At 71.8% G+C, this 15,691-nt stretch carries 15 protein-coding genes; 10 read left to right on the forward strand and 5 right to left on the reverse strand.

What is annotated here, in order from left to right:
• Positions 1 to 279: 279 nt before the first annotated feature.
• Entirely contained in the window at positions 280 to 1,773 is a 1,494-nt protein-coding gene (locus ACZ7H1_RS36600) for a S53 family peptidase (RefSeq protein WP_470792726.1), read from the forward strand.
• Here the strand turns inward: ACZ7H1_RS36600 and ACZ7H1_RS36605 are convergent.
• On the reverse strand, positions 1,757 to 2,551 hold the full coding sequence (locus ACZ7H1_RS36605) for a thioesterase family protein (RefSeq protein WP_470792728.1): 795 nt from the start codon (positions 2,549 to 2,551) through the stop codon (positions 1,757 to 1,759). The two genes, ACZ7H1_RS36600 and ACZ7H1_RS36605, sit on opposite strands and share 17 nt — an antisense overlap.
• A gap of 178 nt (positions 2,552 to 2,729) precedes the next feature.
• Entirely contained in the window at positions 2,730 to 3,338 is a 609-nt protein-coding gene (locus tag ACZ7H1_RS36610; protein WP_470792730.1) for a LysE family translocator, read from the reverse strand.
• A 387-nt stretch (positions 3,339 to 3,725) separates the two neighbouring features.
• Here ACZ7H1_RS36610 and ACZ7H1_RS36615 point away from each other — a divergent pair, with 387 nt between their 5' ends.
• A complete protein-coding gene (locus tag ACZ7H1_RS36615; protein WP_470792748.1) occupies positions 3,726 to 4,487 on the forward strand; it encodes a pentapeptide repeat-containing protein in 762 nt (253 codons plus the stop codon).
• 17 nt (positions 4,488 to 4,504) lie between these two features.
• Complete coding sequence (locus ACZ7H1_RS36620) at positions 4,505 to 4,879, forward strand: iron chaperone (protein ID WP_470792731.1); 375 nt, start codon at positions 4,505 to 4,507, stop codon at positions 4,877 to 4,879.
• A 30-nt stretch (positions 4,880 to 4,909) separates the two neighbouring features.
• On the opposite strand, the gene ACZ7H1_RS36625 is transcribed toward ACZ7H1_RS36620, so the two are convergent.
• Complete coding sequence (locus ACZ7H1_RS36625; RefSeq protein ID WP_470792733.1) at positions 4,910 to 5,206, reverse strand: GNAT family N-acetyltransferase; 297 nt, start codon at positions 5,204 to 5,206, stop codon at positions 4,910 to 4,912.
• Between the two features lie 168 nt (positions 5,207 to 5,374).
• Positions 5,375 to 6,025, reverse strand: a complete 651-nt coding sequence (locus ACZ7H1_RS36630; RefSeq protein ID WP_470792734.1) for a hypothetical protein — start codon at positions 6,023 to 6,025, stop codon at positions 5,375 to 5,377.
• A gap of 477 nt (positions 6,026 to 6,502) precedes the next feature.
• On the opposite strand from ACZ7H1_RS36630, the gene ACZ7H1_RS36635 reads away from it, so the two are divergent.
• The 6 genes from ACZ7H1_RS36635 (at position 6,503) to ACZ7H1_RS36660 (ending at position 13,729) form a co-directional block, all read left to right on the forward strand.
• Positions 6,503 to 6,811, forward strand: a complete 309-nt coding sequence (locus tag ACZ7H1_RS36635; protein WP_470792736.1) for a hypothetical protein — start codon at positions 6,503 to 6,505, stop codon at positions 6,809 to 6,811.
• A gap of 137 nt (positions 6,812 to 6,948) precedes the next feature.
• A complete protein-coding gene (locus ACZ7H1_RS36640) occupies positions 6,949 to 7,782 on the forward strand; it encodes a DUF8175 domain-containg protein (RefSeq protein ID WP_470792738.1) in 834 nt (277 codons plus the stop codon).
• Positions 7,772 to 9,133: a hypothetical protein gene (locus ACZ7H1_RS36645; RefSeq protein ID WP_470792739.1), complete on the forward strand. Its 1,362-nt coding sequence runs from the start codon at positions 7,772 to 7,774 to the stop codon at positions 9,131 to 9,133. Before ACZ7H1_RS36640 ends, ACZ7H1_RS36645 begins: the two co-directional genes overlap by 11 nt.
• A 17-nt stretch (positions 9,134 to 9,150) precedes the next feature.
• Positions 9,151 to 10,704 (forward strand): SCO6880 family protein, encoded by a 1,554-nt coding sequence (locus tag ACZ7H1_RS36650; protein WP_470792750.1) that lies wholly within the window; start codon positions 9,151 to 9,153, stop codon positions 10,702 to 10,704.
• Positions 10,705 to 10,722: 18 nt separating this feature from the next.
• Positions 10,723 to 12,150 (forward strand): ATP-binding protein, encoded by a 1,428-nt coding sequence (locus ACZ7H1_RS36655; protein WP_470792741.1) that lies wholly within the window; start codon positions 10,723 to 10,725, stop codon positions 12,148 to 12,150.
• Between the two features lies 1 nt (position 12,151).
• Complete coding sequence (locus ACZ7H1_RS36660; RefSeq protein WP_470792743.1) at positions 12,152 to 13,729, forward strand: type IV secretory system conjugative DNA transfer family protein; 1,578 nt, start codon at positions 12,152 to 12,154, stop codon at positions 13,727 to 13,729.
• Positions 13,730 to 13,739: 10 nt separating this feature from the next.
• On the opposite strand, the gene ACZ7H1_RS36665 is transcribed toward ACZ7H1_RS36660, so the two are convergent.
• Positions 13,740 to 14,297, reverse strand: coding sequence for a GNAT family N-acetyltransferase (locus ACZ7H1_RS36665; RefSeq protein ID WP_470792745.1), 558 nt, complete (start codon positions 14,295 to 14,297; stop codon positions 13,740 to 13,742).
• Positions 14,298 to 14,376: 79 nt separating this feature from the next.
• Here ACZ7H1_RS36665 and ACZ7H1_RS36670 point away from each other — a divergent pair, with 79 nt between their 5' ends.
• Positions 14,377 to 15,597: a hypothetical protein gene (locus ACZ7H1_RS36670; protein WP_470792747.1), complete on the forward strand. Its 1,221-nt coding sequence runs from the start codon at positions 14,377 to 14,379 to the stop codon at positions 15,595 to 15,597.
• Positions 15,598 to 15,691 lie beyond the last annotated feature (94 nt).

Consider the following 15,691-nt stretch of genomic DNA (forward strand, 5'->3'; position numbering starts at 1 on the left):
AGTCTGTGGACTTCCGGGACGGGACGGGCGGTCAAGGGTGGAGCGAAGCGGAATCGCGAAGCGACGCGACCGAAGGGAGCGCCCTTGACGGGCCGTCCCGGCACGGACGGACACTCAGACATGCGGGCAGACCACGGAGAACCCCGCCACCCCGACCCACCGCAAACCCGCCCCCGTCACCCCGCCCCCCGACTCCTGACGGGGGAATGCGGGTCGGACACGGGGGGAGATGGGGCGTAGGGGGCGGGGTTGGGGGCGGGGGTGTGACATGAAAGCCGGATGAACTCCGTGATCCGCGCAAGGCGGCGGGCCGTGGCCGCCGGGGTGGCGGTCGGGCTGGTGCTGGGCGCAGCCGCGTGCAGTGGGGGCGCCGCGCAGCGGCCCGTACGGCAGGGCCCCGCGCCCGTCGCGACCCTGCCCACGCCCGTGGCGAGCCTGCCGGCCGACGGGGTGTGTCCCGTGCCCGGGCGGCAGTGCTACACCGCGAGCCAGGTCCGCACCGCCTACGGGATCGACCGGCTGCACCGCCAGGGCCTCACCGGGAAGGGCCGGGTGATCGCGCTGTACGACACCATGGTGCCGCCCACCCTCGAGGCCGACCTGGAGACGTTCAGCAGGGAATTCGGTCTGCCTCCGGCCGATCTGACGGTGCGCCGGTACCCGGCCGCGGGGAGCTCCGGGATCCAGCGGTTCGACCCGGCGAACCCCGTCCAGCTGGCCGCCGCCATGGAGACCACGCTCGACGCGCAGCTGGTCCACATGATGGCGCCGGACGCCAGGATCGTCGTCACCGAGATCGGGCTGCCGGAGCCTCCGGGGAGCGCGCAGCCGGTTCCCTCGCCGTCCCGGCCGGCGGTTCCGGCGATGAGTCGCCCGCACCACCTGGATCCCGTACTGGCCGACATGACGGGCGAGTTCTTCGCGCGGATGATCACGCAGGGCGTTACGGAGAGCCTGAAGAAGGACAAGCCCGACGTGCTGTCGATCAGCTACGGCTTCCCGGAGTACCAGGCCGCCGGGAACACCCGGCAGCCCGCTCAGCCGCTCCTCGACGCGCATCCCGCCTTCGCGGACGCGGTGCGCGGCGGGACGACCGTACTCGCGGCCGCCGGCGACTGGGGGGCCGCGCCGCCCCTCGGGCCGGCCGACGCCCCGGCGCGCACCGCTGCCTGGCCCTGCTCCGATCCCAGCGTGGTGTGCGTCGGCGGGACCCGCCTCCACCTGGACACGAGGGGCGCGCGCACCCGCCCCGACACCGTCTGGAACGAACTGCGCGACGGCCACGGGGCGACCGGCGGCGGGCCGTCCCAGACGTTTCCGCGGCCCGCGTACCAGGACGGGCTGGTGCCGGTCGTCGGCGACCGGCGCGGCACCCCGGACGTGTCGATGGCCGCGGCCGTCGACGGCGCGACGCTCATCTACCAGAGCTTCCTGCCGCAGGGCGCGGGCTGGGTGCCGGTGGGCGGGACGAGTGCGGCGACGCCGATGTTCGCCGCGGTCGTGGCGCTCGCCCGGGAGCGGGCGGGCGGTGACATCGGTGACGTGCACACCGCCCTGTACCGCCTGGCGGCACGCCGGGGGTCCGGTTTCGCGGACGTGACCAAGGGGGACAACGGGCCGCTGGGCGCGGTGGCCGCCAAGGGCTACGACCTGGCCAGCGGCCTGGGCACGGTCGGGGACGCGTCCGAGCTGGTGCCCGCGCTCGCCGCCGCGGCCGCGTCGCCCGCGGGTCCGTCCACGGCTCCGCAGCCCTCTTCTAGCGCGGGGCGATGAAGAGGGACTGGGCGCTGCGGCCGATCGGGCCCTTCTCGTCGTGCAGTTGGGCGTCGGCGAGGCCGATCCCGGCCGCGTCCACGCTCGTCCGGGCCGCGACGCACACCCACTCGCCCACCGGGTGGCGGTGCAGGTGCACGCTCAGGTCGGCGTTGACGAAGACGTGCGTGGAGAAGTCGAGGACGTTGCTGATGCCGTTGCCCGAGTCGGCGGCGACAAGGGCGCGGTCGAGGGGCCGCGGCTCGTCGCCCGCGACGAGCGGGACGCGCATCCGGATCCAGCAGACCCCCGGGCCCTGTTCGATGAACGCCCCTTCGGCGAAGCGGGTTTCCGTGGCGGTGTGGTAGCCGACGTCCCACGGCACGGGGAAGAAGGGGGCCGCGGGCAACTCCCCGGGCGCGGGCACCAGCGGGCCTTCGGCAACCGCCGGGCCCGGCTCGTCGAGCGTGCGGATCCGCAGGGCGCGCGCCAGCATGACCGGGCTGTCCGCACCCCGGGGGGTGAGGGCGGCCTCGATGATCTCGGTGCTGCGGCCGGCGCGCAGCACGGTGGTCGTGACGGTGAGCGGCACGATCGGCACTGGGCGCAGGATCTCGTACGTGATGCGGGCGATCCGCAGGTCGGTGCGGCCGCCGGGGCGTTCCTCGACGGCCCGGCCGAGCAGTGCGGCGGGCGGGCCGGCGTGCTGGGACGCAGCGTCCCACGGGCCGCGGGTGTACTCGGTCGGGGAGTAGGACCCCTCGCCGGTCCGCTCGTAGAACGCCTGCTGGTCGCCCATGCCGTGCTGCCGCCTTCCCGTGTCTGCCCGTATCTGCCCGTATCTGCCCGTGTCTGCCGGTGTCCGCCGGTTGCCGTTCAGGTGCTGCCAGGTGCTGCTGCCGGCCGGCCGTCGTCGCCGGCCCGTGGCCGGTTGCAGCCCCTCACGCTACCGGCGGGTAATCGCCGGGGCCAGGGGTTCAGCGGGCGAAGCCGAGGCTCACGCCGAGGCCCACCAGCACCGATCCGATGGCCCGGTTGAGCGCCTTCTGTGCCTTCAGCATGCGCTCGCGCAGCCGGGAGTTCGAGAAGAAGAGCGCGACCGCCCCGAACCACAGGAAGTGGGCGAAGGACATGAAGAAGCCGTAGCCCGCCTGCTGCCACACGGACGTCTCCGGGTTGACGACCTGCGTGAAGGTCGAGACGACGAAGAGCGTGGTCTTCGGGTTGAGGACGTTGGTCAGGAAGCCGTTGCGGAGCGCACCGACCGCCGTGAGCTGCGGCTTCGACTCCAGGTCGACGGTGAGCTCGGAGCGCGCGAAGAAGGTCCGTACGCCGATGTAGACGAGGTACGCCGCGCCGGCCAGCTTGATCGCGGTGAACAGGGCGGTGGAGGAGGCGATGAGGATGCCGACACCGAGCATCGTGTACGTGACGTGCACCAGGACACCCGCCGCGACTCCGGCGGCGGCGAACAGGCCGGTGGTCCGGCCGTAGAGGTAGCTGTTGCGGACGACCATCGCGAAATCAGCCCCCGGGCTGATGACGGCGAGGACGGTGATGACGGCCACGGCGATCACTTCAGTCATGCCGCGATGCTCGCCGCCCGCGAGCCGACGATCAACGGCTTTGCCGATACCGGTCCACAGCGTGAGACGGGCAGCGCGCCCGTGCCGGGGAGAATGGACCCCGAACGACGCGCGCGGCGAGCGGCTGCGCGCCGCGGCCCCCGGCCGTCGGCCCCAGACCGCCGGCCCCTCCAGGAGAGCGACACCGTGCCGGACACCCCCAAGCAGTCGAGGCGTACCCCGCGGTCCCGCGGCACCCGGGCCGGGAAGTCCGGTGCCAAGCCTTCCGCCGGCCGCACGTCCGCCACCTCCGCCACGTCCTCCTCCGCCACCTCCGCGCACACGCACGCCGCGGACCCCGCTCCCGACCGCACCGCGCTCCGCGCCGACTGCGCGAACTGCTTCGCGCTGTGCTGCGTCGCCCTCCCCTTCACCGCCTCCGCCGACTTCCCCGTCAGCAAGCCGGCCGGCAGCCCCTGCGGCAACCTCCAGGAGGACTTCCGCTGCGGCATCCACACCCGGCTGCGGACGGACGGCTGGCGCGGCTGCACCGTCTTCGACTGCTTCGGCGCAGGTCAGCAGGTCTCCCAGGTCACCTTCGGCGGCCGCGACTGGCGTACGTCCGGGCCGGACGCCCGCCGCCGGATGTTCGACGTCTTCCCTGTGATGCGCACGCTCCACGAGCTGCTCTGGTACCTCACCGAGGCCCTCTCGCTGCCCGCAGCCGAGCCCCTGCACCCGGCGCTGCGCCGCACCCTGGCCCGTACGGAGGAGCTGACCCGCGCCGACGCCGCCGAGCTGGCCGACACCGGTCCGGACGCCCTGCGGGCCGAGACGGGCGAGCTGCTCTTCCAGGTCAGCGAACTGGTCCGGGCCGAGCGGGTGCCCGGCCGCCGCAAGAACCACCGCGGCGCCGACCTGATGGGCGCCCGGCTGGCCGGCTCCGACCTGCGGGGCGCCAACCTGCGCGGCGCCTACCTGATCGCGGCCGACCTCCGGGGCGCCGACCTGCGCAGCGCCGACCTCCTCGGGGCCGATCTCCGCAACGCGGACCTGCGCGGCGCCGACCTGACCGGCGTCCTCTTCCTGACCCAGGGCCAGGTCAACGCCGCCCGGGGCGACGCGGACACCCGCGTCCCCGGCGGTCTCGACCGGCCCGGCCACTGGTAGCCGCCTACCCTGGCCCCATGGTGCAGAGCAGCGCGCGCGACGTGGACGCCTATCTCGAAGAGGTGCCGGAGGCACGCCGCGCGGCGTTGACCCGGCTGCGCGACCTGTGCCGGGCGGAGCTGAGCCCGGCGGCCGGGTTCACGGAGGTCATGGCGTACGGCATGCCCGCGTACGAACGCGCCGGGACCACCGAGCTCGCCTGGGCCAGCCAGAAGCAGTACGTGTCCTTCTACCTCATGCGCGGCGACGTCAAAGAGGCCTTCGCGGACCGCCTGGCGAGCCACGACATGGGCAAGGGCTGCCTGCGCTTCCGCCGCCCGGACGCGATCGACTTCGACCTCCTCCGCGACCTCCTTCACGCAACGGCCGCCAAGCCCGGCCCGGTCTGTTAGGGCCTGCCCGCGCCGGAACCGCGCCTGCTGTTACCACTCGCAGGCCTCCTCGGCGCCCTCCGGGACGAAGCCCACGGGAACGCGTGACGCCATCCCGGCGAGCGCATCCGTCAGCAGCCGGCCCATCAGTCCCCGGCGCCGGTGCTCGGGCCGGGTCTCCACGCCGCCGATCCCCTCGGCCGGTACCGCCACGGCCCCGAACCGTGCGCGGAAGGAGAGGATCCGCAGCTCGGCGACCGGCTCGTCGCGGTTCTCGTGCCGGAGTCGGCAGCAGCGGACCTCAGCGGACGGAGAGGCCGCGGACGGACTCCCCCGATTCCTCGCCATACGTGAGGGCAGCCGCGCCCCGAGCGTTCCCGGCCCGATGCGCCGGGGAACCGGGCCCGCAGACCTCGCAGACCTCGCAGACCTCGCAGACCTCGCAGACCCGCAGCCGGGGACCGGCCGCCGCACCCGGCTCGTGCTCCGGGGGCGGCTGCCGGTTCCGGCTATCACCTACGGCACCGGGGCAGCGATCGGAGCCCAGTCGTCGCCCGGCGCGCCGCAGACCACGGGCACCATGCCGTTGATCGAACAGCGCGTCTGGTAGACGACCCCGGCCGTGGTCAGCGCCTTGACCCAGAGGTCATTGCCCTGGATGGACAACGTCACCGCGCAGACGCCTGCCGGGTAGTCGTCCACGGGCGCGACGGTCAGGTCGGTCCAGGCGAAGTTGCTGAACGCACCCATGCCCTGCCGGGACCGGTGGCCAAGCCAGGTCTTCGGGCCCTTGAGGACCGCGACGAACTCCTGCGAGTTCGACGGCAGGTACGCGTCGATGCTGGCGCACGGGCCGGCGGCACCCGGCTCACCGGGAGGTCCGGGAGGTCCAGGCGGACCCTGCGGTCCGGGCGGACCCTGCGGTCCGGGGCAGCCGGTGCTGCCGCCTCCGCCGCCACCGCCCGGTGTGGGGGCCTCGGCGGCCCTCGGCCCGCCGTTGGGCGGCCTGGGCGTCGGGCACTTGTCCCCCGCGGCCTCAGCCGAGGCAGTGACCGCGGTCGTGGTGCCTGCGTCAGCGAAAGCGGGGGCCGTGAACCCCGCGAGGCCGAGTGCGATCGGCAGGACGAACCCGCCGACGAGCGAGGTGCGACGTCTAGTCCTGGTCACAGGACCCATGCGCATGCTCCTTTGTCGTACCGAAGTTCGGGCGCTTCCGGCCGGAAGCAGGTGGAGCATCCCTCCGTTTCCGGCACACCGATCGAACGACAGCCGGAATGTCGCACGAACCTCAGCACTTTGGTCCAACGCCACGCCCTCGGACGGCTCAGGCCTGAGCTTGTCGAACCGTCAGACCTGGCGGGCAAACCCGTCCTCAACGGATTCCCGTCGTCCGTGGACACGGACGGACCCGAACAGCTCCCCCGACCGGGCCACATCGTTCCCCCACACGCCAGTCATTGCCCGGCGTCAACCCCCGTGATACACAGAGTGACCATGCGCGCCGTCGCATACAACCGATCAGGCCCGTAGGTAAAGAGAGCCGCCAAGTCGACATACCAGGGCGGATTCATCAGCGAAGATAGTGCGTGACCCCTGCCGACGGGCACGGGCTAACGGAACTACCCAACTGGGGCGGTGAGTTACATGATCCTGGCAGCCGAAAAGGGCGACATCACCACCATCATCGGCGGAATCGCCCCGAACTGGGGCCCGTTCGGCAGCATCGGCAACGAGGCGAAGGTCATGATCGAGGTGGTCATGGCCGTTGCGATCCTCCTCTGCCTCGGCATCGCCATCTGGGGCGCGGCCAAGCAGCGCATCGGCGCCACGGCCCTGCGCGACACCTTCAGCGCCGAACAGGGCAAGGGCCTCATCGTCGCCGGTCTGACGGGCGTCTTCATCATCGGATCCCTCGGCACGCTCTTCACCATCGTGTACGGGATGGCCGTCTGACCCGCGCCGCCTGCCCACCGTCGGCCCCTGAGGTTGCGTTTCCTGATGACGACTCACCACTCCGCGTCCACGCGGCAACCAGCACGGCTACCGTCGTACTACGCAGGACTGCAAACGGCTGAGGGGGCGGACGCGGCATGAGCCATGACGACGGGTACGGGTACGACGACGAACCCAGAGGGGTCGGCGGCACGGGCCAGACGCGTACGCGCCTTCCGGAGCCTGCCGGCGACCCCTACGGCTCCCCTCGCCGTCCCGCCCGCGCGTCCCGCGGCCTGGTCACGGTGGTGGGCGTCGTGGTCCTGCTCATCGCTGCCATCGCGTTCGCGAACCAGGGCGGCGACGACCCGGCGTCTCCCCCCTCCGACACCACCCCGCGCACCTCCTCGACGTCGCCGACCGGCGTGTCCCCCGTGGACGGCAAGAACGGCCCCATCCCCTCCGGCTTCGCCCACGACGAGCAGGGGGCCCAGTCAGCGGCCGCCAACTTCGCCGTCCTGCTGAGTTCTGATGGGATGTTCAGGAAAGCCTCGCGCCACGCGATCGTGGATGCCGTGTACGCCCCGGAGACGGCAGCTCGGTTGAAGGGGCCTCAGGACGAGGCGTACTCATCGGATTTCCTCAGCAAACTCGGGCTCGACGCGAACGGAAACCCTCCGAAGGGCAGCACGTTCGTCACCCGGGCCGTGCCGGTCGGCACACGTATCGAGAGCTTCGACGAAACGAACGCGAAGGTCTCGGTCTGGTACACGGGGCTCATCGGCATGTCCGGCCCGAGGACCACCGATCCGGTGCGCACCATCTGGAAGACGTGGACCTTCAGCCTGACGTGGTCGAACAACGACTGGAAGATCGCGTCCGACGATCAGCGCGATGGCCCGGCCCCTGTGCCCGGAGACGTTCGTGCCTCCAGTTCGGATGACATCAGCAAGGCCGTCGAGGAATACGGAGGCTTCACATATGCCCGGTAGTCTCCGTCGTCGCGGCACAGCGGTCGTCGGCACGCTCGTAAGCGTGCAGGCGGCCCTTCTCCTGCTGGCCACCCGGACCTTTGCCGCGCCGACTCCTCCGCCCAGCCCGACACCAAGCGCCAGCAACAATCCTTGCGACCTGCTGATCGGGCCCGCGAAGCAATACTGCGAAAACGGCGACGCCGCCGCCCGGGAGCCCGGTCGGTCCACCGGGGGGGACCCCTCGCCCGTCGACGCGCTCGACCCGCTCACCTCCCTCGCCCGCGGCTGCGCCGACGCCGCCGCGTGGATCGTCGGCAAGCTCAGCGAGGCAGTCACCGGCACCGCGAACGTCGACTTCACCAACGCCGCCTTCCTCCGCCAGTACGCCATCGTCTTCGCCGCGTCCACGGTCCTCACCCTCGTGCTCTGGCTGCTCGCCGTCGCCAAGCGCGCCATCCGCGGCGTGCCCGTGACGACGGCGATCTCGGAAGCCATCGGCTTCCTCTGGCTGACCGTGCTCGCCTCCGCCTTCACCCCGCTCGTCCTCTACACCGTCGTCTCCGCCACCGACGGCATCACCGAGGTCATCGCGGCCGGCGCCGGCGGCCAGACCGACGTGTTCTTCGGGTCCTTCGCCGAGGCCCTCAAGAAGGGCGAGGACATCGGCGGCGGTCCGATCATGCTGATCGTCGTCGCGCTCGTCACCGTCCTCGCCGCCGGCGTGCTCTGGCTGGAGCTCGTCATCCGGGCCGCCCTCCTCTACGTCGGCGCCCTGCTCGGCACCGTCGTGTACGCCGGGCTCGTCGACCGGAACATGTGGGGCCACGTACGCCGCTGGGCCGGGATCATGATCGCCGTCATCCTCGTGAAGCCGGTCATCGTGATCGTCCTCGGCCTCGCCGGAGCGCTCTCCGACAACGACGGACCGAACGCCTTCTCCGCCGTCGTCTCAGGACTCGCCATCATCCTCTTGGCGATCTTCGCGTCCGCGATGATCTACCGTTTCGTACCCGGCTTCGGTGACGAGATCGCCTCCGCCCGCACGAACCGCAAGCAGGCCACCGACGGCGCCCAGGCGGCCGCCGTCATCAGCTCCCCGGCCTCCCTCGTCTCGCAGGGCATCAAGACGCACAGCAGCCGCGGAGCCCACCGGGCAGGCGGCGGCGGGGAAACCCGGCCCGCCAACCCTCTCTCCGGCGGGGTGGCGGCCCACAGCTCACGCCCCTCCGGTGGCGGAGGAGGCGGAGGAGGAGGCGGGGTCGGCGGCGGAACTGTCCCCTCCGCCGCACCCCCGCCGCGCAGCTCGGGACTCGGCACACCGCACACCAGCAGGACCACCGGTACAGGCAAGGGAGGTGAAGGGCGTTGACGACTCAGTCCCACCAGATGTCCCACCAGATCCATCCGGTCGCGCCCCGCCGCACGTATCTCATCGGCCGGGCACGGCCGAACGCGATCGTCGGCAAGAACCGCGAATCGGGCGAGATCGGCCTGATCATCGTCGGCGCCTTCCTCGGCATGATGAGCGGACTCCTCGTCCCCCACCTCATGCTGCGCATCGTCCTGCTCGCCGGCTTCCCGGTCCTGGCGCTCGCCATGGTGTACGTGCCGTACAAGCACCGCACGTTCTACAAGTGGTTCGAGATCAACCGCAGTTACAAGCGCACCCTGCGCCGCGGCACCACGTACCGCTCCTCCGCCATGGAGTCCGGCACGCGCGCCGCCGACGGCCGCGAGGTCGAGGTCGGCCCGCCCCCCGGCATCGGCCGGATCAGCTGGCTCGCCGCGCCCTTCGGGCCCGACGAGATCGCCGTCCTGCTGCACGCCGACCGCAGGACCGTCACTGCGGCCATCGAGATCGAGGGCCCCGGCGTCGGCCTGCGCGACAGCGAGGACCAGGAAGCCCTCGTCGACCGCTTCGGCACCCTGCTCAAGCACGTGGCCAACGGCGACGGCTTCGTCACCCGCCTCCAGATGCTCGCCCGCACCCTGCCCGCCGACCCCGACGCCCACGCCAAGGACGTCGCCCAGCGCGGCGACCAGCAGGCCCCGGGCTGGCTCAGGGACTCGTACGAGCACCTCCAGTCGATGGTGTCCACCTCCAGCGAGCAGCACCGCGCCTACCTCGTGGCCTGCATGCACTACACCCGCGAGCTCGCCGCCGAGGCCCACGCCATGGCCCGTGCCACCGCCCCGCAGAAGGGCCGCAGGATCGACAAGGACGCCGGCCTGGCCGTGGTCATGGCCCGCGAGCTGACCGACATCTGCGCCCGCCTCGCCGAGGCCGACATCCGGGTCCGCCAACCCCTGGGCCAGGGCCGGCTGGCCTCCCTCGTGCACTCCATGTACGACCCGGACCACCCCATCGACCACATCCAGGCGATGACCAAGCGCAACGCCTGGCCCGCCGAACTGGACGCCGTCGAGCCCACCTACCTGCAGGCCAAGACCCGCGAGTCCTCGACCCGCGCGCCCTGGTGCCACGCCACCGCGTGGGTCAAGGAGTGGCCGATGACCCCCGTCGGGGTCAACTTCCTCGCCCCGCTGCTCGTCCACACCCCCGACGTGATCCGCACGGTCGCTGTCTGCATGGACCTGGAGCCCACCGAGGTCGCCATCGAGCGGATGCTCACCGAGAAGACGAACGACGAGGCCGAGGCCTCCCGCGCCGCCAAGATGAACCGGACCGTCGACCCGCGGGACATCGCCGCCCACGGCCGGCTCGACCAGAGGGGTGAAGATCTCGCGAGCGGTGCGGCGGGAGTGAACCTTGTCGGGTACATCACAGTGTCCTCGCGTTCGCCGGAGGCCCTCGCCCGCGACAAGCGGACGATCCGGGCTTCGGCCGGCAAGTCGTACCTGAAGCTGGAGTGGTGCGACCGCGAGCACCACCGCGCCTTTGTGAACACCTTGCCGTTCGCGACCGGCATCCGACGCTAGCTGGAGGGCAGAGCCGCCATGCGAGATCCGCTGTCCGCGCTGACGGACGCCTTCACCAGCTTCCTGTTCGGCAAGGTCGAGACCACCCGTCCGCCCGTCCGCACCTCCACCGGCCAGGCACAGGCCGTCTACCTCCCGACCGCGGCCCCCGGCCTCGGCGACTCCGGCGTCATCATCGGCCGCGAGGTCTACAGCGGCAAGGGCTACATCTACGACCCCTTCCAGCTGTACGGACAGCAGCTCCCGGCCCCGCACTGGCTCGTGCTCGGCGAGTCCGGCAACGGCAAGTCCGCGCTGGAGAAGACGTACGTCCTGCGGCAGTTGCGCTTCAAGGACCGCCAAGTGGTCGTCCTCGACGCGCAGGGCGAGGACGGCGTCGGCGAATGGAACCTCATCGCCCAGCAGCTGGGGATAACTCCCATCCGCCTGGACCCCATCGCCGCGACCGACGGCGGGATCCGCCTCAACCCCCTCGACCCGGCCATCACCACCACCGGGCAGCTCGCCCTGCTGCGCACCATCATCGAGGTCGCGATGGGGCACGGCCTGGACGAGCGGTCCGGCTTCGCGCTCAAGGTCGCGCACGCCTACGTCAACGAAACCATCCTCGACCGGCAGCCCGTCCTCACCGACATCGTCGAGCAGCTGCGCCACCCGGAGCCCGAATCGGCCGAGGCGATGAACGTCGACATAGACGACGTACGCGCCTGGGGACTGGACGTGGCCCTGGTCCTCGACCGGCTCGTCGACGGCGACCTGCGCGGCATGTTCGACGGTCCGACGACGGTCGGCATCGACCTGGACGCGCCGCTGATCGTCTTCGACCTGTCCCACATCGACCGGAACTCCATCGCCATGCCGATCCTGATGGCGATCGTGGGCGTCTGGCTGGAGCACACGTGGATCCGGCCCGACCGGAAGAAGCGGATCTTCCTGGTCGAAGAGGCCTGGCACATCATCAACTCGCCCTTCGTGGCCCAGCTGTTCCAGCGCCTGCTGAAGTTCGGCCGGCGCCTGGGCCTCTCCTTCGTGGCCGTCGTCCACCACCTCTCCGACGTGGTGGACGGAGCGGCGGCGCGGGAGGCGGCGGCGATCCTGAAGATGGCCTCGACCCGGACCATCTACGCCCAGAAGGCCGACGAGGCCCGGGCCACGGGCCGGGTACTCGGCCTGCCCCGGTGGGCGGTCGAGATCATCCCGACGCTCACACCCGGCATCGCCGTGTGGGACGTCAACGGCAATGTGCAGGTGGTCAAACACCTGATCACGGAAGCGGAACGCCCGCTCGTCTACACCGACCGCGCGATGACGGAATCCTCCGCCGCCGCGGCCGACGCGCACGCAGTGGCGGAAGACATGCTCGCGGCAGAGCTGGAAGCGGAAGAACGCGCCCTGCTCATCGAGCGGCAGATGAACGGCGACTCCACGGAATCCACGGTGGCATGAGATGCGCGGTGAGAGACCCACGGACGGCAGCAGCGGACGGGGCGGCGTCCCCGACGGCCTGCTGATCGGCCTGCTGGCCTTCCTGCTCGGGCTGACCGTCCTGGTCTGGACGGCCACCGGCCTGTCGGGCCTGTTCGCCCGGGGGGCCTGGCCCGCCACAGTGACCTGGGCGAACAGCCCGGTCGCCGTGCGGTCGCTGATAGCGCAACCGCACGACCTGGCGGCAGCGTGGCCGACGGCAGACCCGGCGGCGCTGTCGGGCTGGGGCCTGTTCTGGGGCATCTTCCTCAGCGAACTGCTGGTGCTGTTCGTACTGACGGTCTTCGGCATCGGGGTCGTCGCCCGCACCAAGGCCCGCCGCGCCCGCGCCCGCACGGCCGCCCTGGACCCCGAGCCCGAGCCGGCGCCGGTCCGGGAGCCCGTACGGGAGCATGTGCCCGCGGCCGCGGGGGCCCCGGAACCCCCGGTGTCCGTACGGAAGCTCCCGCCGCCGGAACCGGCCTACGCGCAGGCCGCCGTACCGGCGCCGACCCGCTCCCCCGACCGGGAGCCGGCGCCCGAACCCGCCCCGGAGCCGGCAGCCTCCGTCCTGGCCCCCGTGCCCGACGGCGGGCCCCCGGCCGGGGCGCCGCGGCTCGCCGAGCCCTGGCCGGAGCCGGAGCCCGTCCTGCGCTACGGCGGCCCGGCCGACCGGTTCCGGGCCGCGGCCCGCAGGATCGCCGAAGCCGAGGGCGCCGTCCTCGTCGTGACCTCCTCGCCCGCGCTGTGGGCGGAGACCAAGGACGCCCGCGCCAAGCTCGGCCCGGTACTGCTGTACGACCCCTCGCACCTGTGCGACACCCCGGCCCGGATGCACTGGCACCCGGGCAGCGACTGCACCGACCGCGATACGGCCGCCTCGCGCGCGGTGGCCCTGCTGGCGCCCGTACGCCCCCAGGCCCGGCTGGACGCGGCCCTGGCCGACACCGCCGAAACGCTCCTTCGAAGCTGGCTGCACGCGGCGGCCCTGGACGACCGCCCGTTCAAGCAGGTGCACCGCTGGGCCCTGGGCGGCGGGGCCCACGAACCCGTACGGATCCTGCGCACGCACCCGAAGGCCGCACCCGGCATGGCGGGCGAGCTGGAGAACGCCCTCACCGCCCATCCCGAACGCCGGGAGGTCGCCCAGGAACTGACGGCCCGTGCCCTGTCCTGCCTCTCGTCCATCCACATCCGCGAGGCGTGCAATCCCCATCGAACAGATGCGCTGACGTTGGCATCATTCATGGACGAAGGGGGGACGCTCTATGTGGTCGGTGAGCCCATCGAGGACCCCCGGACCCACCCCGGGGCCATGCCTCTGCTCACCGCACTCACCTCGCACGTGGTCGAGCACGGCCGCCGCATGGCCGCACGGTCATCCGACGGTCGGCTCGACCCACCAGTGACGCTGGTCCTGGACGACGTGGCGGCCGTGGCCCCGATCCCCCAGCTCCCGCAGCTGCTGACCGACCCTCCGCTGCCCGTGCTGGCCCTGTGCCGCAGCCGCGAACAGGCCCGCGCCCGCTGGCCCGGCGCGGCCCTCCCGGCACACGGCTGAGATCAAGGTTTCACTCGGGCCGCGGGACGGCCATTTCCAGTTCCATGGCCGTCTCGCTGCCCGGCATCGGGACGACCTGACCGGTCGGGGAGAAGCCGACCCGGCGGTAGAAGGCGGCGGCGCGGGCGTTGTCCTCGTGGACGAACAGCCGTACGCGCTCCAGCGACCGGTCCTCCAGGGACCAGGCCCAGTCGAGCGCGGCGGCGAACAACGCTTCCGTCAGCCCGGTACCCCGCTGCTCGGGACGCACGTACACGCCGACGACGTGGCCCTGGTCGGCCGGGATGAAGCTCTTGAAGATGTCCGGCGCACCGGCCTCCTCGACGAGCACGACGACGGAGCCGTCCCAGGTGCCGTCGGGCGCCTCCGCGACGAACTGCCGGGCGGCGCTCCCGTGCGAGGCCCCCGCCGCCCGCTCCTCCCAGAAGGAATCGGGCCGCTGCTCGGCCTCCTCGACGCTCTCGAGGAAGGCGATGGGAGCCACCGGATCCTTGAGCGCGGCGATCCGCAGGTCCCTGACCTTCTCCCACTCGTCGGCTCGTACGGGACGTATCACGTGCTGGTTCATGTCCGGATCCTAGACGCAGCCTGCTCCCCGCCCCGCGGTCCGGGTTGCACCCCGGCGCCCCGCGGAACACGCTGAATGTGTGCTCCAGCCGAAGGATGCCGAAGACGCCAAAGGGGCCCCGAGGGCCACCCGGGGCGCCGAGGACGGCAGTCGCTTCCTCGGCAGGGCACTGGCAGGCGTCTCACTCACCGTCATCGCCGGACTCGGCTTCTACTCGGGATTCGTTTCCGGGGTCTCCTTCTGGAGCGCTTTCGGTGTCGGCCTGCTGGTGGCCGGCGCCGCCGGACTGACCGGAGCCCTCCTCGGCTTCCTCTTCGGGATACCGCGCAGCAACCGGGCCCGAAGAGCCGACGGCAACGACGCCGGTCGGGCGGGCGACGACGCGGTCGACTTCCTGCCCAACACCAACCTGGAAGACGTCTCCGACTGGCTCACGAAGATCCTCGTCGGTGTCGGGCTGGTGCAGCTCGGCAACGCCGGCGGCGCGGCACGCCGCCTGGTCGACTCCGTGGGCGCGGGTCTCGGCGACACCTCGACGGCACGCGTGGTGGGCGCGTGCCTGATGGTCGTCTTCGTGGTCGTGGGCTTCATCCACACGTACATCTGGACCTACACGGTCGTCGTCGGCGTCTTCCGCCGGTCCTACGGGAAGCTCGTCCTTGCGGTGGCCGACAAGGTCGAGGGCACGCTCCGCCGGGACCTGGAGAAGCAGGCCGTCCTCGACGCCCGCGCGCACCTCGCGGTCGGTCAGGCACTCGAAGACGCCCAGCCGGGCACCGGCGTCACTCAGGAGGAGCTCACCAAGGCCCTCCAGGACGCCAGTCTGGACGCGAGACTGCGCATGTACGACAAGGCACGGGCCGTGCGCCGCGAGACGTGGGACCGCGACAAGGGGAGGATGGCCAACACCATTCCGGTCTTCCGGGCACTCATCGCCACGGAGCCGAAGGACGACTTCCACCAGAGCCACGGTCAGCTCGGGTTCGCGCTGAAGGACCAGGCGAACCCCGACTGGGCCGGCGCCCTGGCCGAACTCGACCGTGCCATCGAGCTCCGCGACACCAGCCCGACCGCCCAGCCGGAGCGGTCACTGCACTACGAGTTCAATCGCGCCCTCTGCCGGATCCACCTCGATCCGGCCCTGCCGGGACAACCGTCCAGTCCGGAGGTCCGCGAGGCGGTGTGGCGCGACATCCACACCTTGCAGCAGGCCGGACAGGCCGGATCGGAACTGGCGAGCCTCTTGCGGGCCGACCCCCTGGTCGGCAGTTGGCTGGCCCGGAACCCTACCGGGCCGTAAACGCAGAAAAGCCCCGCACCATAAGGTGCGGGGCTTTCCCACAATGATTGTTCGGCGGCGTCCTACTCTCCCACAGGGTCCCCCCTGCAGTACC

It is taken from the genome of Streptomyces sp. NPDC037401 (genome assembly GCF_055602345.1).

Bases quoted from the DNA above. Each gene is read 5' to 3' on its own strand.
- ACZ7H1_RS36600 (WP_470792726.1), top strand. From the start codon at position 280: ATGAACTCCGTGATCCGCGCAAGGCGGCGGGCCGTGGCCGCCGGGGTG.
- ACZ7H1_RS36605 (WP_470792728.1), bottom strand. From the start codon at position 2,551: ATGGGCGACCAGCAGGCGTTCTACGAGCGGACCGGCGAGGGGTCCTAC.
- ACZ7H1_RS36610 (WP_470792730.1), bottom strand. From the start codon at position 3,338: ATGACTGAAGTGATCGCCGTGGCCGTCATCACCGTCCTCGCCGTCATC.
- ACZ7H1_RS36620 (WP_470792731.1), top strand. From the start codon at position 4,505: ATGGTGCAGAGCAGCGCGCGCGACGTGGACGCCTATCTCGAAGAGGTG.
- ACZ7H1_RS36625 (WP_470792733.1), bottom strand. From the start codon at position 5,206: ATGGCGAGGAATCGGGGGAGTCCGTCCGCGGCCTCTCCGTCCGCTGAG.
- ACZ7H1_RS36635 (WP_470792736.1), top strand. From the start codon at position 6,503: ATGATCCTGGCAGCCGAAAAGGGCGACATCACCACCATCATCGGCGGA.
- ACZ7H1_RS36640 (WP_470792738.1), top strand. From the start codon at position 6,949: ATGAGCCATGACGACGGGTACGGGTACGACGACGAACCCAGAGGGGTC.
- ACZ7H1_RS36645 (WP_470792739.1), top strand. From the start codon at position 7,772: ATGCCCGGTAGTCTCCGTCGTCGCGGCACAGCGGTCGTCGGCACGCTC.
- ACZ7H1_RS36650 (WP_470792750.1), top strand. From the start codon at position 9,151: ATGTCCCACCAGATCCATCCGGTCGCGCCCCGCCGCACGTATCTCATC.
- ACZ7H1_RS36655 (WP_470792741.1), top strand. From the start codon at position 10,723: ATGCGAGATCCGCTGTCCGCGCTGACGGACGCCTTCACCAGCTTCCTG.
- ACZ7H1_RS36660 (WP_470792743.1), top strand. From the start codon at position 12,152: ATGCGCGGTGAGAGACCCACGGACGGCAGCAGCGGACGGGGCGGCGTC.
- ACZ7H1_RS36665 (WP_470792745.1), bottom strand. From the start codon at position 14,297: ATGAACCAGCACGTGATACGTCCCGTACGAGCCGACGAGTGGGAGAAG.